Here is a 22,596-nt window from a genome sequence, read left to right as displayed (position 1 = left end):
ATAACTTTATCCTAGAAGCTCTTTTCTATGCAGCTTCATATTAAATTGGTATTAGCTTCTACAATTGTAATAACTGGTGCGTTAAGAATTAATAATTCTGGTGAACGGCTAATAATAAAATCACAATTTCCATTTAAACCTTGTGCTGAATCAACAGTAAAATCGATACCAGAAAATAAACTTATTTGATTGTTTAAATATTTTCTTACAGTAATTAGAATTGGTGCTATAATCATCTATGAGCGAGATTTTTCTGTATTACTAGCAAGAGCTAAAGGTACATTTTCACGCAATACTTCTGCAAGTAATGGTGGACACTCTACTTCTTGTAAAGATGGAAATATATCAATTTTATCAGAAATAGTTAGACCAAAGGTTTTTCTAACTTTATCTAAAGTAAAGTCACTGTATGACACTTTATTTGCTCCTGTAAATAATCCAGATAATTAAATTGTGCCAACTATTAGCAAGATATGTTGCTGATATTTGGCACAATTACTGTCTGAATATTTTGTAACTTTAAGCAAGGAAACCTGCAAAAAAGTCGAGAGTTTCTTTGAGTGCTTTGATGAAAATATCAATTTCCTCGCGGGTATTGTAGAAAGATAGACTTGCTCGTGCGGTTGCAGCAAGACCTAAGTAACGGTGCAATGGTTGTGTGCAGTGGTGTCCAGAACGGATGGCAACGCCTTCTTGATCTAATAATGTAGATAAGTCGTTGGCGTGGACTTCTCCGGCTGTGAACGACGCAAGAGCGGCTCTCCCTTCACCTTTTGCATTTGGTTTGGGGCCGTAAATTCTAATTTGGGGAATTTGCTCTAATTGCTGGAACAAATAAGCTGTTAATTCTGCTTCGTAGGCGTGGATTTTATCCATGCCGATATTGCTAAGATAATCTATCGCAGCACCAAGTGCGATCGCTTCCCCAATTGCAGGTGTACCAGCTTCAAATTTATGCGGTAATTCTGCATAAGTTGAATGGTCTAAGTAAACCTCTGCAATCATCTCACCACCACCAAAAAATGGTGGCATTGATTCCAATAATTCCAACTTGCCATACAAAAATCCTATCCCGGTTGGAGCGCACATTTTATGGCCAGATGCTACCAACCAATCACAATCTATCTTCTGCACATCTACAGGATAGTGGGGAACACTTTGGCAAGCATCAACTAAAAATTTAGCACCGTAACTGTGAGCGATCGCACCAATTTCTTCTACTGGGTTAATACAACCCAAAGTATTAGAAATATGCACCACCGACACCAGCTTAGTTTTCTCAGAAATCAGCTTTTTAAACTGTTCTAAATTAAAAGTTTCTTCTGGTGTTAATTCTACAAATTTAAGTACTGCACCCGTTTTTTGTGCCACCAATTGCCAAGGCACAATATTACTGTGGTGTTCCATCACCGAGAGAATAATTTCATCTCCCGGCTGCAAATTATTCATTCCCCAGCTATAAGCGACTAGGTTAATCGCCTCACTTGCGTTGCGGGTGTAGACAATTTCCTGACGCGATGCAGCATTGATGAACTTGGCAACTTTATCTCTAGCACCTTCATAAGCATCGGTAGCTTTAGCACTCAGGGTATGGGCACCTCGATGCACGTTAGCATTATATTGTTCGTAATAATCCCGTAGGGTATTTAATACGAATAAAGGCTTTTGCGATGTTGCAGCATTATCGAGATAAATCAGGGGTTTCTCGTTGACTTCCTGATGCAATATCGGGAAGTCAGCGCGAACTTTATCAGCAAGGGTTTTGGTAGGAGTGAAAGTCATTGGTAGATTAGTTATTACTCATTAGTCAGGGACTTGAGATTATTCACTGTGTTTAAAAGGATTTCTCGCAGAGAGGGAACTGGTATTTTATTGATAACTTCAGCAGCGAAGGCGTTAATTAACAACTTCCGAGCATCGTTTTCATCAATTCCCCGACTTTGCAGATAGAATATTTCATCATCTTCCAATTGGCTAACGGTAGCACCGTGGGCGCACTTTACATTATCCGCAGTAATTTCCAATTGGGGTTTGGTATCAACTCTGGCTTTCGATGATAGTAGCAAATTGCGATTTAACTGGGATGCATTTGTTAACTGCGCTGGTTTGGGTACAAAAACTTTACCATTGAACACCGCATGAGCGCGATCGCCTACAATACATTTATGCAATTGGTCACTTGTACCGTGAGGATAGTTAAGTGCGATCGCACTGTGAGTATCAGACAATTGCTTACCAGAAATTATCGTCAACCCATTGAGAGTAGTTTGTGTCTGCTCACCAGTTTGCAAAATCTCCAAATTATGCCGTGACAACTTTGCACCTAAAGTTATGGCATGACAAGTATATCGGCTATCACGAGCTTGGATTACAGCAGTCTTACCTATATGAAAATCGGCCAAATGTTCGCGTTGAATCCGAGTGTGATTTACCTGAGCATTTTCTCCCAGCCAAATTTCCGTTACTGCGTTAGTAAAGCCAACAAATTCTGGTGTAGTATTCTCTACAAAATCGCCTACAAGACCTGAAGGAGTTGTATACTCTTCAACTAAAATAAGACTACTTCCAGCCTCAGCTACTACTAAACAACGCGGTAGAGAAAAAATTGAAGGTTCAGCCACAGTTACGAACTGTAAATGAATTGGCGTTTCCACTTCTACATTTTTGGAAACCCACACTACCGCTACATCGTTTATGCCAGCAGTATTGAGCGCGGTAAATACTTCCTGCGCTCCTTCTGTTTGAGCTAAATACTGTTTTAAATGCTCACGATTATCCGCAGACAAGCTAGCTAAATTACTCACCTTAACGCCAGGTGGTAAGTTGGCAATTGCAGATAAAGCAGGTGCAAATTTGCCATTAACAAACACTAAACGATTTTTTAGTGCTTCTGGCAGCGATAAAGGTATACCCTCTGCATTTGATATCTGGCCTGGCTGAAAATTAAATTGAATTTGCCGCAAAGACGACAAATCAGTAAATCGCCATTCTTCCTCGCGGGTGGTGGGAATAATCGAGTGACGTACCCAATTAGCAGCACTTTGGCGTAATTCCTGCAACCAACCTTCTGTTTTAATTGCCGTTACTTGATTTAACAACCCAGTCAGATAATCATCTCTATCTAACATCGATGTCAAACTGACTGCATTTGAATTAGGTATTGGACTAGGAGATACTTGAATATTCATTACACACCCACCTCAGCAGCTGCAAATTCTTCTAGCACCCAGTCATAACCGCGAGACTCTAATTCTAGTGCCAGTTCCTTACCGCCACTCGTAATAATCCGCCCTTGTGCCATCACATGGACAAAATCAGGCACAATATAATCGAGTAATCGTTGATAGTGAGTAATCAAAATTGTCGAATTTTCTGGACTTGCCAGTTGATTTACGCCATTCGCCACAATTCTGAGCGCGTCAATATCCAAACCCGAATCGGTTTCATCCAAAATTCCTAACTTTGGTTCTAGTAGCGCCATTTGCAGAATTTCATTCCGCTTCTTCTCGCCACCAGAAAACCCTTCATTCAAACTACGACTGAGAAAACTGGAATTCATCTTCACCACATCCAGCTTTTCTTCAATCAAATCGTCAAAATCAAAAGCGTCTATTTCCTCTAAACCTTGCGCCTTCCGCCGAGAATTGTACGCCACCCGCAAGAAATCCAAATTGCTCACACCCGGAATTTCTAACGGATACTGAAACGCCAAAAACACACCACTTCTAGCGCGTTCCTCCGGTTCCAACTCCAGTAAATTTTGTCCCTGAAAAATCACCTCACCGCCAGTCACCTCATACGCCGGATGCCCAGCCAACACCTTAGAAAAAGTACTCTTACCAGAACCATTCGGCCCCATGATCGCATGAATTTCACCCGATCGCACCTCCAGATTCACACCTTTCAAAATCGGTGTCCCATCAACATTAGCCGTCAGATTCCTTACCGACAGCACAACTTCACTATTTTCAATAATCATCTTCTCTCCCTTCTCTGCGCCTCTGCGGTTCGTTATTCCAAAAGATAAACACAGAACGCCGATGTCCCTGTGTTTATCCTTGCTTCCATTTATCCAACACTGCCTTCCAACTTCAAACTCAACAACTTATCAGCTTCCACCGCAAACTCCATCGGTAGCTGATTAAAAACATCCTTACAGAAGCCGCTAACCATCATCGAAATGGCATCTTCTGCTGAAATGCCCCGTTGAGCAAAGTAGAATAATTGATCTTCCCCAATCTTAGAAGTAGAAGCTTCATGCTCCACCTTCGCGCCGTTATTTTGCACCTGAATATAAGGGAAAGTGTTGGCATGGGCATTATCCCCAATCAGCATTGAATCGCACTGGGAATAATTTCTCGCACCTTTAGCCGTCGGATTAACTTTCACTAAACCCCGATAGCTATTACTAGAATTACCTGCGGAGATTCCTTTAGAAATAATTGTACTGCGGGTATTCTTCCCTACGTGAATCATCTTTGTACCCGTATCAGCTTGCTGCATATTATTTGTCAGCGCCACCGAGTAAAACTCACCCACAGAGTTATCACCCACCAACACACAGCTAGGATATTTCCAAGTAATTGCTGAACCTGTTTCTACTTGAGTCCAGGAAATCTTGGAATTTACGCCCTGACACAAACCGCGCTTGGTGACAAAGTTGTAAATACCGCCTTTACCGTTGGCATCACCAGCGTACCAGTTTTGCACAGTGGAGTATTTAATTTCGGCGTTGTCGAGGGCAACGAGTTCCACAACGGCGGCGTGTAACTGGTTGCTGTCATACATCGGTGCGGTGCAACCTTCGAGGTAAGAAACATAACTACCTTCTTCGGCGACAATCAAAGTCCGCTCAAATTGTCCCGTGTCACCAGAGTTGATGCGGAAGTAGGTAGACAGTTCCATTGGGCATTTTACGCCTTTAGGAATATAGACAAAAGAACCATCGCTAAATACGGCGGCGTTCAAGGCGGCAAAATAATTGTCAGCTATAGGAACAACGCTACCCAAATATTTTTGGATCAGTTCTGGGTGTTCTTGCAACGCTTCAGAAATTGAGCAGAAAATAACGCCATCTTCCGCTAGCTTTTCTTTAAATGTAGTGGCGACAGAAACGCTATCAAAAATTGCATCGACGGCGACGTTTGCCAGTCGTTTCTGTTCAGATAGAGAAATGCCTAACTTCTCAAAGGTTTCTAAAAGGGTTGGATCAACTTCATCCAAGCTGTTTAGTTTTTCTTTCTTGCGTTTTGGCGCTGAGTAATAAATGATATCCTGATAATTTATAGGCGGATACTTGACATTCGGCCAAGTTGGTTCCGTCATTTTTTGCCACTGGCGATAAGCTCTGAGGCGAAAATCCAGCATGAACTGCGGTTCGTTCTTCTTAGAGGAGATCAAGCGGATAACGTCCTCGTCTAGTCCACGCGGAATAGTGTCGGCTTCAATATCGGTGACAAAGCCGTACTTGTAGGGTTGGTTGACTAAGGTTTTGACAGTGGCACTCATCAGTAATAATCTCTCGTGTTCGGAACTTGAATCTCTCTATAAGGATGGGAGACGGGGTTTCTTTAGCCGATTCCCATCTACCGTTACGGAATGGTTACACGGCTGCTAGAATAGTGGTGGAGAGTAAAACAACAGCTATGTTGTTTAATCTATCTTCATTTTACGCTAAATTAACAACAACAATGTTGTCAAAGTCAAATTTTGAAAGAAATTAATTTTTGGGGCGTTCGCTGAACGTCTCGCACCACATGAAGATGGCGACTACCCACCAGTCCTCAACCAAGCAAGATATCCTAGAATATTTGCACAAACACGAAAAAGCAACGGCTTTGGAGCTAGCTGAAGTTTTAGACGTTACCCCCCAAGCTATTCGTCGCCATCTCAAAGATTTGGAGACGGAGGAGCTAGTTTTGTATTCGACATCAGTGCAGGCGGCGGGGATGGGGCGTCCGCAGCATCTTTATGAATTGAGTCGTCAAGGACGCGATCGCTTGCATCGAACAATGAGCGATCGCTTTGGTGATGCAAGTGGAAATTTTGCGGTTTCGTTGCTAGACACCTTAGCCGAAACGGTAGGAGACGACCAATTTAAATCGATTTTAGAGAAACAGTGGCAGCGCAAAGCTAAAGAATACCGCGATCGCGTCGGTAACGGTTCACTGCGAGAACGTGTAGCTAAGTTAGTAGAGTTGAGAAAAGCGGAAGGCTTCATGGCGGAGTATCACCCTGTTGATGTGAATGACTGCTTTGAGAGCGATCGCTTTATCTTAATGGAGCATAACTGCGCCATTTCCAACGTTGCCGAGTCTTTCCCCAGCATCTGTGGTCACGAATTAGAAATGTTTGCAGCCGTCTTACCAGATTGTACCGTAGAACGCACCCACTGGATTATTGATGGCGAACACCGTTGTGGCTATTTAGTACAAATTCGTCAGTAAAATTATCATAGATAAATTCGATTTACATCTAGCCGTGGTAATGGATAATAGCTGAATAGCAACTAAGTTTGAGATAGCATTTATGGATGTACCACCACAGCAACCATCAGCACAATTTTTAACCTTGGAAGAATCAGCAAAAGTAGACGGGGCTTTGTTATCTTCCTCAGAAAAATTTTTAACAAGATTGACAATTTCATCACTTAAGCTTTTGAAGCATATTGCCCAAGAATACAGCGTTGCTATTGAAGATTTGACAGCACAGCAAGTAATTGCTTGGTTTGAAAAAGACGGTAAAATCCGACGTGAACAGGGCATTGAAGCTGCATATCTAAAGTGGTGATTTAAAGATATAGTAAGAAAATTTTTCAATAAAATAAATGTAGGGTGGGGAAAGCTTACCCTATTTTTTTTAAATAAAATAAATAGGAATCTTATAGGAGTATTTTGGATTTAACACCAATTTAATGTGAAGCTGCACTAAATGAGTAACTCTCTACTCTTGGCGTACTTGGCGGTTCGTTTAATATTCTGTGCATCTTCATACAGAATTGGTATAACTAGTTAATAGATTAGCCTTTTCTATAATATATTGCCAATAATGTTACTGTTCCACAGGCAATAAAACTAACTAGATTACCATACATCAAAATTTGGTCTTTGTAGTAATAACCATAAAGAACACTGTTAAATTGAATAATATTAAAGCCAGCAAAAGTTATTAAAGAGATATTTTGAGCACTTTTAGTTCTGACGATTCTGATAGCTTGGGGGACAAATAAACTAGCATTGAATACAAAACCTAAGCCGAATAAAAAAGTAACTATTTCTCTCATATTTTTATTCAGTTATACTCAACCATGAAAAACATTTAACCTTGGATTATAATAGTTGTTTTAAACAACTAAAAGGATATTTAGAAAGTTGCTCCAAAGTGAGGGAGTATTAATTAATTAAAAAACAGAAAGCACCTTTTGAAAAGTGCTTTATATATTCATTATATTGAATTTGTCAAACAATTATTTAGGCATTGTAATTGTTAGCACGAGGACTACGAGCGCCAGTTACGGCTCCAATCATGGAGGCTATTAAACCCAACAAAGAACCAAACACAAACCACCACAATCCCGAACGCAAATTAGCTGCTGCATCACGAGTTTGTTGGGCAGTGATGTTTGCTTGGGGTACATTAACACTACCTTGCTGTTGTACCTGGTTGATGACTTCCCCAGCGTTAGAAGCAGCAACACCAAAAGCACCAGATACTCCACTTGCTAAAAGCCATGAGCTAACTGCCAAAGTCGTTGCCCAAAGAATTGCGCCGTTAAGAAGAGCTGTATTGCGGTTCATCGGCCCACAAGCACGGGCTGTAACCCAACCACCAGTAAATAGGGAAATTAGTAAAGCGATAGTTGACCAAAGCCCCGCATTACCCGCAGCGTTAGGGGCTATTGTTCTGGGTGCACCTGAGCCTTCAACTGCGCCTGCCGCAAATGCACCAATTATAGAGCTCAAAATTAATTGAGTGGCTAAAGCAACCAACAAACCAGAAATAATCGGTCCCCAGCGAACAAGATCATGATATTCACTTACTCGGCCTGCTACCACAGGGTCAGTAGGAATAACGTCATTACCTGTACGATTTACGTATGACATAGCTTATGTTCTCCAGTGCTGTTTCAGCAAAGTTCCTGTTTAGGTATATTCATCTTTATGTTTAAAATTAAATAACTAAATCATTTGTTTTTATATCTACCAATAGAAATATTTAATAGGTCTATCTTTAGTGGTAAAAACAGACTTTCTTCCACAACTATTAATACAATTTAGTATTTATTCATTTCTGAAGAATTATTTAAAAATCATCTAGGCAAAAATTTTAAATTAAAAGATGAGTATTAATTCTGATAATAAAGTAGCTTTAACTGTCTATGAGATTAGACTGAAAGTAAAACTTTGTAAGAAATTTCAAAAGTAAAGATCGTCAAAAATTAACGCATCCTGACAGCTGTGCCTGTGGCAGTAATCAGCAAAAGCACTCCTGACTGGTCAAGATTGATTGTGCCAGTATCAATTTCAATCCCAATTACAGCATTTGCTCCTAAGCGTTGCGCTCGTTGTTCTAATTCTTCTAATGCCTTGCGTTGACCCTGCTCAAATAGGCGCTCATAGCTACCAGTGCGTCCACCAATAATATCTCGAATACCAGCCAAAAAATCCCGCAAGAAATTGCTGCCGTAGACTACTTCTGCGGTAACAATACCTAAATATGACTCAATCACGGCTCCTTGAATTACATCAGTGGTAGTTATAATCATAAATTAACCTCCTATATAGGATATATCTTAATATTTATTATCAAAGTATTTATCAAAATACTTGATTAATGGTAACTATTATTACAGAATACAGGTTTGAGAAACTTTATCTCACATAATTTTAGATTACGCTTTCAGCTTTAGTATAGTTCTAAACAGTAATCAGTACTTAAAGGAGCATTTTACATCTTATATTTATCTTACCTTGTAATGACTAAAAAAAGATGTAAACGCCTAGATAATAACTTTTCTAAAGGTAGTATCAAGGGACTAAAAATGTGAAAAAAGTGGATACTGAGTCAGCATATTCTTAAATGAAATAAAAAACAGGAATGAATATCACAGCCTGTTAAGCTTGGCACATCAGCATCTACGATTCAGCCAGATACCTGTTGGGCTGTTGGGCTTTTCAGGGTAACACGTATAACTACTGATTAAAAAAGGTGTCATTTTGCGAGAGTACTAGTTTAAATATAAGGTACTTTCACCTGCTGCCGATCACTTACACTTCATCTTTCAGTAAAAACTCTGTTATATAGTGCTAATTGTAAAGGAAAGGAACATGAACTATTAATATCTTAATCAATACGAAGAAATACAGTTTTCAAAAGTCCATATTTTTGTTTTAATGTACAAGAAAAAAGTTCTTTAAAATTTCAGGAAATTTACTGTGTACAAGCCAACATCATTCGTGTTTAGCGTGGTGTTACTAGGATGTTTTACTTTCACTATACCTTCAGTAGCTCAGGCTCAGGTATTAGTGGCGCAAGCTAAAAACCCAGAGTTAAAGCAATTACTGGAGGAAGGACGGAGGTTGGTGAATGCCGGGGATTATGGTGGTGCGATCGCTGTTTATCAGCAAGCAGCTAGTATAGACCCCAAGAATGCTAAAATCCATTCAGGTATTGGGTATTTATACGCTCAACAGGGAAATTACCAGGCAGCATTAGCAGCTTATCGTCGTGCGATCGGTATCAGCCCAAACAATAGTGATTTTTACTACGCTGTGGGTTACATCAAAGCCAATTTGGGCGACACACGTGGGGCAAAGGAAGGTTATCGTCGTGCCATACAGCTGAATCGTAACAACGTCAACGCCTATTTAGGATTGGCTGTGACCCAATCGCGTATGGGAGACTATAATGCCGCTACCTGGGCATACCAACAAGCAATCGATTTGGATAAAAACAACGCCCAGACTTATGAGTTGATGGGTTCGATGTATAAACAGCGACGACAAGCCAAACAAGCAAACAGCTTGCTTCAGAAAGCCCGTGACTTGTATAAACGGCGCAATGACTCAGATGGCGTAGAAAGGGTAGAAGCCATGCTGCGGCAGTTAGGAGGATGAGGTTAATCTAACTGGCGTCCCGTTAATTCCACAAAAATATCTTCCAGATTAGAGGGACGCACCATCATTCCGGTTTTATCGGGCTGTTCATTCAAGTAGATATTTGCTGCTTCCAAGGATGGGAAAAACAGATATTCCCAATTACGAGCGCCATCACTTCTCACATTAGATACACCTAATTGTTTCATCACCAAACCTTCACCGTGAGCAGAACGCAGCTGTTGTAAAGTTCCCAAAGAAATCAGCTTACCGCTATCCATAATACCGATGCGTCCTGGCTTAGTAGAACCAAAGGCATCGCACAAAAATTCGACCTCATCCATATAATGGGTCGTCAGTAGCATCGTCATCCCTTGTTTATTTAAATCCCGAATAATTTCCCAGAGGCGTCGCCTGGTCTGGGGGTCTAGTCCTACGGTTGGTTCATCTAAAAACAAAATTTGCGGTTGATGCAATAAGGCTCTGGCAATTTGCAACCGTCGTTTCATACCCCCAGACAGGGTTTTTACCAAATCATCACGTTTTTCTGCTAGCTCAACATACTGTAGCCATTGATTAATCAATTTTTGTCGCTGCGGGTTGCTAATGTGATGTAGCCTCCCGTGCAGTTCCATATTTTCCCAGACGGTTAAATCGTTATCCACACTGACTTGTTGCAAGACTACACCAATACTCTGTTTTGCCAACGTTGCTTGGCGCATCACATCATATCCACCTACTTCTATGCGTCCTTGGGATGGTTTCGTAAGTGTAGTCAGCATCCGAATTGTGGTTGATTTCCCTGCACCGTTCGGGCCAAGTAGAGCAAATATCTCTCCCGCTTCAATTTGGAATGACAGGTCATTGACTACAGGTACATTGTTGTAAAACTTGTAGACGTTTTCTAGAAAGACAGCAGCAGTCACGTCGCTTCGCTCCGAATTAAAAATTAAAAATTAAAAATTAACAAGCTCATAAATAAATTTAGTTGTTCTGTATCCTTTTTTGCTTGGTCATGGATAAATTTGCTCACACCAGTTCATAATCAAGACTACCATTCTGATTACATCAAACTAAATATATTTTATTAACCCTTAGATAACTCAATCTTTACTTGTTGACATAACAACGTGTGGTAAACACTTATCCTGTAATACTTTAGTTTAAGGTTGCTGTTATTTAGTATGGAATCTCATCACCCATTGAAGCTAAATCGGCGTCAGTTTTTGCTACGTTCAGCTATCACAGCCGGTGGAATTATTTCGACAAATTTTGTTGCTAAATCACCAGTTTTTGGCGAAGCACCTGCAATTATCACCTCTGATAAAATGCGTCCTGGCATACCTTATGGTGTAGCTAGCGGAGACATATCTAACGATAGCATCGTGATTTGGAGTCGGAGCGATCGCTCTGCCAAAATGATTGTAGAATATTCTACTAGCGAATCTTTTCGCAATGTGCAGCGAGTTGTCGGGCCTAATGCTTTAAAAAATAGCGACTTTACAGCACGACTTTATCTGAAGAATCTACCACCAGACCAAAAATTATTTTATCGGGTGATTTTCCAAGATTTAGATTATCAACGCACCTACAGCGCTCCTTTTTATGGTAGTTTCCGAACTCCCCCCAAATCTGGACGAGATATATTCTTTGTTTGGGGTGGCGACACCGCCGGTCAAGGATGGGGTATTAATCCTGATTTTGGTGGAATGAAAATTTACGAAACTATGCGCCAACTTCATCCCGATTTTTTCATCCATTCTGGCGATAATATTTATGCTGATGGTCCCATTCAATCAGAAGTGACTCTAGATGACGGCACAATTTGGAAAAACATCACCACACCAGAAAAATCCAAAGTAGCAGAAACCCTAACAGAATTTCGTGGCAACTATATATACAATTTGCTTGATAAAAACATCAAGCGTTTCAATGCTGAAGTTCCTATATTGGCGCAGTGGGACGACCACGAAACCACAAATAACTGGTATCCTGGTGAATTTCTAAGCGATGACCGTTATACAGTTAAGGATGTTAACTTGCTAGCTCAAAGGGCAAGACAAGCCTTTTTAGAATATCTGCCTATTGGATATGAAAACAATAATCCAGAGAAAGCGAAAATTTATCGCTCTTTCAACTATGGCCCATTATTAGACATTTTCATGTTGGATGAGCGTACCTACCGGGGGCCAAATTCCCCCAATAATCAGCTAGTACCAAGTAAAGAAACAGACTTTTTGAGCAGAAAACAATTGCAATGGTTGAAAAGACAATTGCTATCATCAAAAGCGACATGGAAAGTGATTGCTAGTGATATGCCTTTGGGATTAATAGTTAAAGACGGTAGTACTGATTTTGAAGCTTGGGCCAATGGAGATGGCCCAGCTTTAGGAAGAGAATTAGAACTTGCCGATTTGCTACGATTTATCAAAAACAAAAATATCCAGAATGTTGTTTGGTTAACTGCTGATGTACATTATGCAGCAGCTCACTATTACGACCCCGCTAAAGCTCAGTTTACCGACTTTAAGCCTTTTTGGGAGTTTGTTGCTGGGCCGCTTAACTCTGGCACATTTGGGCCAAACGAATTAGAAAATACTTTTGGCCCACAATTAGTATTTCAAAGTCTTCCTACAGGTACAAAAGCAAATCGACCGCCAAGTGAAGGTTTGCAATTCTTTGGAGGAGTTAAAATTGATGGAAATACAAAGGTAATGACCGTAACATTGCGTAACTTGGCTGGGAAGACTGTTTACAGTGTAGATTTACCGCCAGAAAAATAAATCGCCAAAATCACAGTGAGATGTCGCCAGTTAGATATGAGTAATTAAGCAATTTTTTACTTTATCTGCTGGCTTTGCTGTTTTTTGGGTGGGATGTTGAAGGATAAAAAATTGTGCGATCGCTACTGTTAAGAGCTAAATTTAAGTAAGTAGAGTTTTGGAGTTGATCATGCTTAAGCAACTCATCCTGGAAAATTGGAAAAGTTTCCGTTACGCCGAGCTTCCACTTGACCCATTGACTGTTGTGATTGGTACAAATGCAAGTGGTAAATCTAATGTAGCTGAAGCGTTAGAGTTGCTCAAAAGAATCGTCAGAGGTGAGGATATTGAAGTAGCTTTAGAAGGAAATAAAACTCTTTCCTCCATTCGAGGCGGTGTTGAATGGGCTGCTCTTAAACCAGAAACTCAATTTATATTAAAACTACTAGTTCAAGGTGAAGATGATAATACAGATTATTTTTATAGTATTACAGTACAAACTAAACCAGATGTTCATATTGTCCAAGAATCTCTTGAGATGCAAAAAACATTATCTAATTTACCAATTAATCATGAAAAGTTAATAAATAATAATTTATTAACCAATAAATCATATTTTTCAGAAGTTAACCACTTATTTGCACAAAGGCAAAAGGAGCAGAATAACTTGAAGTTGGCACTTAGTAAGTTAAATAATGCCAACCAAGATTTATTGCAAAGAGTTAATATACTGAAAGAAAATATAACTATCAATAAAGTAAAAGCAGAAGTAATTATTGAAAAAATAGAAGATGTCAAAAAACAAACGAATGATTTGATTGAAGGGATTAATGAAGATGACAATAAGTTTAATTTACTTGGTAATTATCTTAATTTAATGAATATTTTAATTAATAAAATTAGTAGTATTTTTATATTAAATCCTGCTCCTTCTCTGATGCGTGATTATTCACGCTTATCTGACATATTAGAAAGCGATGGTTCTAATATTGCTGGTGTACTGGCAGCATTGGATGGTGAACAAAAAGCCGAAGTCGAATCGACTCTATCAGCTTACATCAAAGATTTACCAGAAGGTGATATTAAAAGAGTATTTGCAGAGCCAGTTGGTAGACTGAAAACTGATGCAATGCTCTACTGTGAAGAAGAATGGAAACCTGGAGAGATGACACTAATAGATGCTAAAACTATGTCAGATGGAACTCTCCGTTTTATAGCAATTATTACAGCATTACTTACTCGACCAGAAGGTAGCCAACTAGTAATTGAAGAAATAGATAATGGTCTTCATCCATCGCGTGCAGAATTACTTGTAAGAATACTGCGAGAGATTGGCAGCAAAAGAAAAATTGATATTTTAATTACTACCCATAACCCAGCTTTACTCGATGCTTTAGGCCCAGAGATAGTTCCTTTTGTGGTTGTTGCACACCGCGATAAAGAAACTGGAGAAAGCAAACTTACTCTTTTAGAAGATATTGAAAATCTTCCTCTTTTGTTAGCATCGGGTAGTTTAGGCAAACTAGCAACTAAAGGTGTAATTGAAAAGAGCCTTTCTGATAATAAATAAATTTAAATATGAGAAAGGTTCTGATTATTGACACGTCGATAATTTGCGTTTATTTAGGTGTACCTGGTAAAGAGACTTGTGGTTCTGATAACAATAAATGGGATAAAAAAAGAGTTGAAGCCCGTTTTCAGGAAGAAGAAAAACAAGGTGCAAAGTTTATACTACCAATAGCAACAATTATAGAAACTGGTAATCATATTGCACAAGCTAACTCTAAGCGATATGAAATTGCTCAAGCTTTCGGTAATATTTTAGTGAAAGTAGCAGATGGAGTTATACCTTGGGGAGTTTTTGAAACTCAAGTAGGTGAACTTTGGAACTCAGAGCAATTGAAACAACTGGCTACTGAATGGCCTACTCTGGCATCAAGAAAAATTTCTATCGGAGATGCGACAATTAAGACTGTCGCTGAATATTACGCCAAAACCAGTAGCACTTTTCAAGTGGAAATTTTTACGGGCGATGGTGGACTCAAGGCTTATGAACCAGCTATCCCAGCACCTACGCGTCGAAGTACTCGCAAAAAAGCCTAAAGCGATTAGTATTTAACCAAAATAGAGATTGTTTAACTAACTTTTCAAGAATTAAGTTCGACAGGAATTGTAATAAGAAACTCGGTTCCTTCTTTTATGGTAGATATACATTGCAGTTGACCACAATGTTTTTCTACAACAATTTGATAGCTGATAGATAGCCCCAATCCAGTGCCTTTAACGACGGGTTTAGTAGTAAAGAATGGGTCAAATAATCGCTTTTGTATATCCTTGGGAATTCCACTACCATTATCGGCAATGCGAATAACTACTTGCCGATAATCTGTGACTTCAGTACGAATACGAATTACAGGTGATTTTAGAGTTGAATAAACTGATTCAAAACTTTCGAGTATTGCATCAATCGCTGCTTACAGTTACAGGCTACTGTTTAGAGAAGTAAAGCATTATCTTGTACAATCAACGACTAATAGCTCCCCTAGATGGGGAGTTATTTGATATCAGTTAGCTAGCTAAAATGAAATTGGTACATTTTTAAATGCGGCTGTATCTGGCACAAAAATGTCCAAATTATTGATACCATCGGGAACTCTTAGCCAGATATAAGCATCTGCGGAGGCTTGCGGACGTACTTGGAACAAAGAAACGCTTCCTGTTGAACGGTTAAGAGCAACTCCTTTGTAGGTTACGCTAGTGTCAGGATTGCGGGCTGTTGTACTAGCCACTGAGATAATATCGCTACCAACAACTCCGTCTGTGGCAAGGCGACGAATACGCATTTGCAGATTTACCACATCACGGTTTCCAGTTTCTGGATCTTTAATTCGTTTTGCTGAAAGTAACTCAACTTCTGCCTTTTTGCCAAAAGCAGGCTGCACAAATTGACCAGGGCTAATTGCTGATGTTGTAGCACTAGCTGGGGATGGTGAGACTATTGCTTGTGGAGAAGTTGTAGCTGTCAGACTTGGCACTTGAGCGGGAATAATGTTACTGGCTGTATTGGTAGCATTTAGTGTCTGCCGCAACGTGAAAACTTCATAAGCTACATAGCCGCTACATCCCAAAGCCAAAGTAGAGAGTAATACAGCTACACCAGATAAAAATGTACTCACACCGTTGCCTCGATTTCGTATTTCTGTATATGCAGGTTGATTTAGGTTTCTATTTTATAGTCCCATAAATATGTTTGTGCGTAGGCGCAGCCCGTCGTAGACATCGCCTATGCCTATGTATGAAACATGTGAATATCTTCCCTATACTAATTAAGTAACTTTACTGAGCCAATTCTTCTCTCTCCGGAAGGAAATTGTTTGTAAGGTAAAAATATCTGTCTTTGGGATAAGGAAAATTGGTGAGACTTAAGACTTTAAATCAACCACTGGGTGTTTTATTAATATTTTTGACTAGCCAGATAGGATTTAGTTCTATTGCGAAAGCACAAACCCCAGTTGCACCAACAACTACCACAAAATCAATTTGCTCTAGCCAACTGGGAACAGCTATAGATGCTGTAATCAATCGTCCCTTATTTAGTCGGGTGCGCTGGGGAATTTTGGTACAACCCCTGTCAACGGGGCCAACTCTTTACAGCCGAGATGCTCAAAAATATTTTACTCCTGCGTCTAACCTCAAATTGCTGACAACAGCAGCCGCGTTGCAGGAATTGGGTGCTAATTTTCGGATTCGCACCTCTATTTATCAGAATAGCAATGGTGTTTTACGTGTTGTCGGTAGGGGAGATCCTAGCTTCAGCGATACAGAACTACAAAAATTAGCACAGCAGTTAAAAAAGAAAGGTATTACCCAAATTCAGCAGTTGATTGCTGATGATAGTTATATTCAAGGTGATATTGTTAACCCCACCTGGCAATGGGAAGATGTGCAGTCAGATTATGGCACACCAGTTAGTAGCTTTATTCTGAATCAAAATATTTTTAGCTTAAAACTTGTACCGCAGGCTGTAGGTAAATATTTACAATTAGTGTGGATTGATCCTGGTGAAGCGAAACAGTGGCGGATAATTAATCAGTCAGTAACCGTTCCCCAAAATCAACCGAGCTACGTCAATGTTACCCGCGAATTGTCAGGAACAGTATTACGAATTCAAGGACAACTGGCAACGAATTCTGAACCCTCTTTAATAGATTTGCCTATAGTTGACCCTAACTATTACTTCTTACGACGCTTCCGTACTGCTTTAGCAACAGAAAAAATTAACTTGGGACAAACATTAGTAGTAAATGGTGGTGCGAATCAACAGGAAATCGCATTTGTAGAGTCACCACCTTTAGCTGAATTATTAGCAGAAACTAATTTAAATAGTAATAATCTTTATGCTGAAGCAGTGCTGAGAGCATTAGCTGTGAAAAAAACCAGACTAAAAAATCAGACTAGTGCTGATGTCGGTTTAGAAGTTGTTAAAGCAAGTTTAACTAAATTGGGGGTCGATCCAGCTAATTACATTTTAGTGGATGGTTCAGGTTTATCACGTCGTAACTTAGCAACACCAGAAGCTTTTGTACAAACTTTGCGGGCAATTGCAAAAACCCCAACAGCATATATATATCGGGCATCTTTACCTGTGGCGGGTAAAAGTGGAACTCTGAAGGGCCGCTTTCAAGAAACAGCTGCTGAGGGGATTGTGCAAGCAAAAACAGGTACGTTAACAGGTGTAGTTTCTCTATCTGGATATATGAATGCGCCGAAGTATGAGCCGCTAGTTTTTAGTATTATCGTGAATCAGTCGGATCAGTCTGCAACAGTTATACGGCAGGCAATTGATGAGGTTGTTGTATTGTTGACACAGTTGCAGCATTGTTAATATTATACTTTTGACTCATAACTTTTTTCATGCCAGCCAAAATCTTACCACCGCCCCTAAAACCTGGAGACTTACTACGAGTAATTGCGCCTAGTGGTGCTTTGCGAGAATTTGAGGAATTTAAACAGAGTCTAGAAATTTGGCGATCGCGTGGTTATCAATTAAAAGTCAGTCCCCAGATAGATGACAAATGGGGCTATCTAGCTGGAACAGATGAAAATCGCCGTCAACAGCTAGTAGCAGCATGGCAAGATCCTGATTGTCGGGGTATTCTCTGTGCCAGAGGTGGTTTTGGCAGCACCCGCATCTTAGAAAATTGGAATTGGTCAAACTCAGGGCCTCCCAAGTGGCTCATAGGCTTTTCTGATATCACAGCTTTATTATGGAGCCTTTATACAGCAGGAATTTCCGGGGTTCACGGCCCTGTAATGACAACTTTAGCAGATGAGTCAGATTGGTCAGTTAAGCGATTATTTGATTGGGTAGAAGGTAGTTCTTTTACCCCTCTCAAAGGTTGCGGTTGGGGTGGTGGTGTAGTGAATGGTACTTTATTACCAGGGAATCTCACGGTGGCTACTCACCTTTTAGGTACACCAATCTTGCCACATCTGGATGGTGTAATTTTGGCTTTTGAGGATGTTACGGAAGCACCTTATCGCATCGATAGGATGCTGACGCAGTGGCGTTTGAGCGGTGCTTTGTCTCAAGTCTGCGGTATTGCTTTGGGGGGTTTTACTCGTTGTGAAGCGCCACCAACTATATCTAGTTTTAGTGTAGAAGAAGTGTTGCGCGATCGCTTGGGCGATTTGGGTATTCCGATTGTCTCCGATTTGCCTTTTGGCCATGATAATCCCAATGCAGCCTTACCAGTGGGAGTAGAGGTAACTATAGATGGAGATGCGGGAATATTAGCGATGCCTACGGCGGCAAGCTACGCACCATAGTTTCCCGCAAATATTTTTATCACAAAAAGTTTGGATGGTACATAAAATCAAATAATATCCAAGTTAAAGCACATTACTACTATTCATTTTTTCAGGATTTTTTGAAACCATTGTTCTACGCGATCACCCATAGCTTTTAAAGAGTATAGAGTTTCTGCTTGCTGGCGACATGCTTGGCGGTCAATTTCATCTAAATGCTTAATCGCTTCTACTAAACCTTGAACACTATCAGGTTCCACTATAAAGCCAGTTTTGCCTTCCTGGACAATTTCTGTTAAACCACCCCGACGGTAAGCAATTAAAGGCACTCCACAAGCAAGTGCCTCTATTGCTACATTTCCAAATGCTTCTATCCAACGAGGAGTTACTAAAAGTCCTCGACATTGACCTAACTCCTTTTGTAGCTCAACCGTTGGTAAAAATCCTACATATTCAATGGGAGCATTAGAGTATTCTTGACAAATTTTCTCCCAGTAAGATATATCCTGTTTAAACCCAAATATTTTCAGCGTAATACCAGTGATTTCTGCTGCTGCTACTGCATCTTCTAGCCCTTTCTCAGGAGCTATTCTACCTACCCACGCCAAGGTTTGAGTTGGTTTTGGGCAAAATTGATAAATAGATAAATCCAAACCGTTTAGCAGACAAATACACCGCTCTGCAAATGTGAAAGTAGCTGCCTGTGTTTGACTATGAACACCGATAGTATTCGGAAAATTGATTGCTACTTGTTCAATAATCTGATCCATAACATCTGTCAAAGAACCCATACTGATCAGATGTGCGATCGGAATATTAAAAAATGGTGTTAAATACAGCGGCAACCAATCATAAGCAAAATTCATAATCAAATCATAATCTGCTTGCACTTGACGAGCATAATCCCACATATTCGCTAAAACAGAATTTTTATGCAGCACAATTGGATCGCTACGGCTCTGATTTTGCGCTGGTATCTGTATTAGTTCTCCAGGAATTTCTCTAATAGGTAATGAATTGCTAATAGACCCTTGCGGTGCAACAATCTCTAATTTATGTCCTCGTCGTAGCATCTCTGTAGCAATATTAGATAGCGTTAACTCTACTCCACCTCCCAATCCTGAACCTAGCGCACCCATTGGGGTAGACATAAATAATAATTTATGGTACATTTGCGGTCATTAATGTATTTTCATAAACATCATTTTTTCACCTAAACAACGTACTTATTGGGTTTTGATATGGCTTCACCCAAAAGACACGAAGTCGAATTTAACTTTGCTTCTTATAGCAACGAGTTGTAATCAAGTAAGGGTGAAAAACCTCTAAAAAGTGACTTTGAAGTGTATGGAAAAATGTTTCTACTACTTTAGGATCATCTAAATGAAAAGGGTATTCTTGATTAAAACCTTTAAAGAAATACCAATTCACTATCATCTTACCATCAGAGTTCAAAGCTTGATAAAATTGTAATAACTGCTGGCTAGGATCTAACAAATGTTCTAAAACATCAAAGCACAAAATTGTATCAAATTTAGCTTTTACGGGCATTTCAAGAGCAAAAACTATTTTTTTGTCCAGTCCCATTTTCTCAGATCGATACTGAACAAAATCACGATTGATCGGATTAATATCATAATAGATTACTTGCTCAACTTGTGGGCAAAGAGCAGCGCCAAGGGCATGAGTTCCTATTCCACCACCAAAATCTAACACTCGACCTTGGGCAGAATCTGCAATCAACCGCAACATATCTCCAATATACTCATGACTTGACAGATGCCAAGCTCCCAATTCAAATAAGTAAAGTTCTCCTACTTTATCACGATAGAAATCACTTGCTTCTTGCCAATTAAAATCTTTGTGTCCTAAGTTTTTTATTTCTTCTTGTTCTGCTGCTAATTTTGTCTCTATAGTTTCTGGATCTAGATGTAAAAAGTCTTGTAGATGAGCCTTAAAGTGAAATGAATTTTCTAAATAGCTACTTAAGCAAGAAGGCATAGGAAAGTTTCCCATAAAATTTGTGTCACATTCAAATCAACGCATTCTATTATAAAATAAATGTATACCAATTTAACTTATTATCGCTTGTAAAGATTAGTACAAAATGCAGTATGTGGCAGCCCTAAATGATTCTTAAATTTCTTTCCTTGTTATTTTGATATTTTGGCGGACTGAGAATATTTACAACTCAAATAAGATTGCTATATATATTTGAGCAAGCAATATATTCTAAAATACAGAAGTTTTTCCGATAATTTGTCTTAATTAATGGAGGTTGTATTCCTGTATCTATCCGATCGGATTATATTTCACTCTGATGCAAGAGGATAAATATTTTTTAGAGATATTGGACATCAATTAGATATATTGAATAACCTTTATAACAGAGTTGTTGTTAATGGGATTATTTAGATAAATGGCTATGCTCATTGGGATGGTTGTCAAAAAGCCTTACATGATTATGAACGTTTGAGAGTAAAGCAATTTAACCTTCATAGAATTGGCCACACGGCGCTATGGTTTAAGAAGGGTAAAGTGATAGATGCACAAAAAATTTATAAATTGGCATGAAAGTTATCATTCTCCAATCCCAAATTCACAATTTTGTTCGACAGTTAACCAATTCTGCTTGGCGGGTTTTACTGATGGCAATTATTCTGAGTATATGTTTCATATTCTTATATAGTTGTCAGAGCACAGTCCAGAGGAATGACGGAGTGATTAATCTGAGTCTATGGCAATCAATCAATCCCCCTGTTAACCGGGATGTGTTTAATAAACTAGTAGATAAATTTAATCAGACTCATACTGATGTGAAGGTGAAATCTATCTTTATAGGTCAACCGCAATTGCCAAAAATATTAACAGCAGTTGTGGGCAATGCGCCTCCAGATATTTTGTCATTCGATCCTCAATTAACAGGCCAATTTATGGAACTAGGGGCAATCCGTCCTTTAGAAGAATGGCTGGAAAAATTGCCCTTGAAGTCAGAAATTAGCCCCAACTTATGGGAAGAATTAAAATTAGACGATCATCTTTGGTCAATCCCCCTCTACACAAGCAATTTAGGCATTTTTTACCGACCCAAACTTTTCCGATCTGCGGGAATTACGCAAATTCCTAAGACTTGGGAAGAGTTGAGGGAAGCTGCCAAAAAATTGACCATAGACCGCAATGGCGACAATCGACCTGAACAATACGGAATATTACTGCCTTTAGGAAAGGAAGAATGGACTGTCTTTAGTTGGTTCCCCTTTTTATTGAGTGCTGGGGGAGAGGTTGTAACAAATAATCGTCCAAATTTGACGAATGCAGGAGCGATCGCAGCCTTACAATTTTGGCAAGACCTATTAAAAGATGGTTCTGCAACCCTTTCTTCATCAGAGCGAGGTTATGAAGAAGACGCTTTTATTGCAGGTCGCGTTGCAATGCAGATCACAGGCCCTTGGACTTATATCATGAAGTCCAATGTTGACTTTAACGTATTTCCCATACCTGCAAATGTGAAACCTGCTACGGTGACAGCTACTGGAAATATGTATTTGATGAAGACCACACCAGAAAGAGAGCAAGCCGCACTCAAATTTTTAGAGTATGTTTTGAGTGAAGAATTCCAAACAGAATGGAGTATCGGTACCGGTTTTTTACCAGTTAATATTAAAGCTGCACAAAGTGTAGCTTATCAGCAATTCATCAACAAAAAACCTTTGTTAAAAGTGTTTATGGAACAAATTCCTCTGGCTGGTGCTCGACCGATTATTGCCGGATATAGCCGTCTTTCTGACAGTCTTGGTCGAGCTATCGAGGCTACATTGCTGGGTGAATCTCCCAACAAAGCTCTCAAAATAGCACAAGAGCGTTTAGACACTATTTGGGATAGTAAATAAATGAATTCAAAATACTTACTGAATTTATAACTTTGACCGGGT

Annotated in this window: 23 protein-coding genes; 9 read left to right on the top strand and 14 right to left on the bottom strand. The window is 39.5% G+C overall.

All coding sequences use genetic code 11. The features are described from left to right. Positions 1 to 35: 35 nt before the first annotated feature. From RMY27_RS10630 to sufB, 6 genes are all read right to left on the bottom strand, one after another. Positions 36 to 236 carry a hypothetical protein gene (locus RMY27_RS10630; RefSeq protein WP_322662939.1) on the bottom strand — a complete coding sequence of 67 codons (201 nt, stop codon included), beginning with the start codon at positions 234 to 236 and terminating at the stop codon, positions 36 to 38. Then, positions 237 to 416 carry a hypothetical protein gene (locus RMY27_RS10625; RefSeq protein ID WP_322662937.1) on the bottom strand — a complete coding sequence of 60 codons (180 nt, stop codon included), beginning with the start codon at positions 414 to 416 and terminating at the stop codon, positions 237 to 239. It abuts the gene before it with no gap. A 103-nt stretch (positions 417 to 519) separates the two neighbouring features. Beyond that, positions 520 to 1,782, bottom strand: coding sequence for a cysteine desulfurase (locus tag RMY27_RS10620; protein WP_322662935.1), 1,263 nt, complete (start codon positions 1,780 to 1,782; stop codon positions 520 to 522). A 14-nt stretch (positions 1,783 to 1,796) separates the two neighbouring features. Further along, a complete protein-coding gene (sufD, locus tag RMY27_RS10615) occupies positions 1,797 to 3,188 on the bottom strand; it encodes a Fe-S cluster assembly protein SufD (RefSeq protein ID WP_322662934.1) in 1,392 nt (463 codons plus the stop codon). Then, a complete protein-coding gene (gene sufC, locus RMY27_RS10610; RefSeq protein ID WP_322662932.1) occupies positions 3,188 to 3,979 on the bottom strand; it encodes a Fe-S cluster assembly ATPase SufC in 792 nt (263 codons plus the stop codon). The genes sufD and sufC overlap by 1 nt, the downstream gene beginning before the upstream one ends. An 89-nt stretch (positions 3,980 to 4,068) precedes the next feature. Then, entirely contained in the window at positions 4,069 to 5,508 is a 1,440-nt protein-coding gene (sufB, locus tag RMY27_RS10605; RefSeq protein ID WP_322662930.1) for a Fe-S cluster assembly protein SufB, read from the bottom strand. Positions 5,509 to 5,762: 254 nt separating this feature from the next. Between sufB and sufR the strand changes: the two genes are divergently transcribed. Beyond that, positions 5,763 to 6,446 carry an iron-sulfur cluster biosynthesis transcriptional regulator SufR gene (gene sufR / locus RMY27_RS10600; protein WP_322662950.1) on the top strand — a complete coding sequence of 228 codons (684 nt, stop codon included), beginning with the start codon at positions 5,763 to 5,765 and terminating at the stop codon, positions 6,444 to 6,446. Between the two features lie 82 nt (positions 6,447 to 6,528). Continuing rightward, positions 6,529 to 6,789: a hypothetical protein gene (locus tag RMY27_RS10595; protein WP_322662929.1), complete on the top strand. Its 261-nt coding sequence runs from the start codon at positions 6,529 to 6,531 to the stop codon at positions 6,787 to 6,789. A 229-nt stretch (positions 6,790 to 7,018) separates the two neighbouring features. Here the strand turns inward: RMY27_RS10595 and RMY27_RS10590 are convergent, their stop codons facing one another. From RMY27_RS10590 to RMY27_RS10580, 3 genes are all read right to left on the bottom strand, one after another. Continuing rightward, a complete protein-coding gene (locus RMY27_RS10590) occupies positions 7,019 to 7,282 on the bottom strand; it encodes a PQ-loop domain-containing transporter (protein WP_322662927.1) in 264 nt (87 codons plus the stop codon). A 187-nt stretch (positions 7,283 to 7,469) separates the two neighbouring features. Further along, positions 7,470 to 8,102 carry a hypothetical protein gene (locus RMY27_RS10585; protein ID WP_322662925.1) on the bottom strand — a complete coding sequence of 211 codons (633 nt, stop codon included), beginning with the start codon at positions 8,100 to 8,102 and terminating at the stop codon, positions 7,470 to 7,472. A gap of 335 nt (positions 8,103 to 8,437) precedes the next feature. Next, the gene (locus RMY27_RS10580) at positions 8,438 to 8,764 is read right to left on the bottom strand and encodes a YbjQ family protein (RefSeq protein WP_100900674.1); all 327 of its coding nucleotides are present in this window, start codon (positions 8,762 to 8,764) and stop codon (positions 8,438 to 8,440) included. Positions 8,765 to 9,434: 670 nt separating this feature from the next. On the opposite strand from RMY27_RS10580, the gene RMY27_RS10575 reads away from it, so the two are divergent. Continuing rightward, positions 9,435 to 10,115 (top strand): tetratricopeptide repeat protein, encoded by a 681-nt coding sequence (locus RMY27_RS10575; protein WP_322662923.1) that lies wholly within the window; start codon positions 9,435 to 9,437, stop codon positions 10,113 to 10,115. 2 nt (positions 10,116 to 10,117) lie between these two features. Here RMY27_RS10575 and RMY27_RS10570 read toward each other — a convergent pair whose 3' ends face one another. Then, the gene (locus tag RMY27_RS10570; protein WP_322662921.1) at positions 10,118 to 11,020 is read right to left on the bottom strand and encodes an ABC transporter ATP-binding protein; all 903 of its coding nucleotides are present in this window, start codon (positions 11,018 to 11,020) and stop codon (positions 10,118 to 10,120) included. 258 nt (positions 11,021 to 11,278) lie between these two features. On the opposite strand from RMY27_RS10570, the gene RMY27_RS10565 reads away from it, so the two are divergent. The 3 genes from RMY27_RS10565 (at position 11,279) to RMY27_RS10555 (ending at position 14,959) form a co-directional block, all read left to right on the top strand. After that, positions 11,279 to 12,877 carry an alkaline phosphatase gene (locus tag RMY27_RS10565; protein ID WP_322662919.1) on the top strand — a complete coding sequence of 533 codons (1,599 nt, stop codon included), beginning with the start codon at positions 11,279 to 11,281 and terminating at the stop codon, positions 12,875 to 12,877. A 169-nt stretch (positions 12,878 to 13,046) separates the two neighbouring features. Further along, positions 13,047 to 14,426, top strand: a complete 1,380-nt coding sequence (locus RMY27_RS10560) for an ATP-binding protein (protein WP_322662917.1) — start codon at positions 13,047 to 13,049, stop codon at positions 14,424 to 14,426. Positions 14,427 to 14,434: 8 nt separating this feature from the next. Further along, a complete protein-coding gene (locus RMY27_RS10555) occupies positions 14,435 to 14,959 on the top strand; it encodes a hypothetical protein (protein WP_322662915.1) in 525 nt (174 codons plus the stop codon). Positions 14,960 to 15,003: 44 nt separating this feature from the next. Here the strand turns inward: RMY27_RS10555 and RMY27_RS10550 are convergent, their stop codons facing one another. Together RMY27_RS10550 and RMY27_RS10545 are read right to left on the bottom strand one after the other, a co-directional pair. Beyond that, positions 15,004 to 15,267, bottom strand: coding sequence for a sensor histidine kinase (locus tag RMY27_RS10550; protein ID WP_416212328.1), 264 nt, complete (start codon positions 15,265 to 15,267; stop codon positions 15,004 to 15,006). A gap of 165 nt (positions 15,268 to 15,432) precedes the next feature. Further along, positions 15,433 to 16,032 carry a hypothetical protein gene (locus RMY27_RS10545; RefSeq protein ID WP_322662913.1) on the bottom strand — a complete coding sequence of 200 codons (600 nt, stop codon included), beginning with the start codon at positions 16,030 to 16,032 and terminating at the stop codon, positions 15,433 to 15,435. 239 nt (positions 16,033 to 16,271) lie between these two features. On the opposite strand from RMY27_RS10545, the gene dacB reads away from it, so the two are divergent. After that, positions 16,272 to 17,741 (top strand): D-alanyl-D-alanine carboxypeptidase/D-alanyl-D-alanine-endopeptidase, encoded by a 1,470-nt coding sequence (dacB, locus tag RMY27_RS10540; RefSeq protein ID WP_322662911.1) that lies wholly within the window; start codon positions 16,272 to 16,274, stop codon positions 17,739 to 17,741. A 29-nt stretch (positions 17,742 to 17,770) separates the two neighbouring features. Beyond that, positions 17,771 to 18,685 (top strand): LD-carboxypeptidase, encoded by a 915-nt coding sequence (locus RMY27_RS10535; protein WP_322662909.1) that lies wholly within the window; start codon positions 17,771 to 17,773, stop codon positions 18,683 to 18,685. An 83-nt stretch (positions 18,686 to 18,768) separates the two neighbouring features. Here RMY27_RS10535 and RMY27_RS10530 read toward each other — a convergent pair whose 3' ends face one another. Together RMY27_RS10530 and RMY27_RS10525 are read right to left on the bottom strand one after the other, a co-directional pair. Further along, entirely contained in the window at positions 18,769 to 19,815 is a 1,047-nt protein-coding gene (locus RMY27_RS10530; protein ID WP_416212325.1) for a glycosyltransferase family 4 protein, read from the bottom strand. 121 nt (positions 19,816 to 19,936) lie between these two features. Beyond that, complete coding sequence (locus tag RMY27_RS10525; protein WP_322662905.1) at positions 19,937 to 20,680, bottom strand: class I SAM-dependent methyltransferase; 744 nt, start codon at positions 20,678 to 20,680, stop codon at positions 19,937 to 19,939. A gap of 554 nt (positions 20,681 to 21,234) precedes the next feature. Here RMY27_RS10525 and RMY27_RS10520 point away from each other — a divergent pair. After that, the gene (locus RMY27_RS10520) at positions 21,235 to 22,554 is read left to right on the top strand and encodes an ABC transporter substrate-binding protein (RefSeq protein ID WP_322662903.1); all 1,320 of its coding nucleotides are present in this window, start codon (positions 21,235 to 21,237) and stop codon (positions 22,552 to 22,554) included. Positions 22,555 to 22,596 lie beyond the last annotated feature (42 nt).

This window comes from Nostoc sp. DedQUE09, assembly GCF_034530915.1.
GTDB lineage: Bacteria > Cyanobacteriota > Cyanobacteriia > Cyanobacteriales > Nostocaceae > Nostoc.
This window is presented reverse-complemented; position numbering and strand designations above follow the sequence as displayed.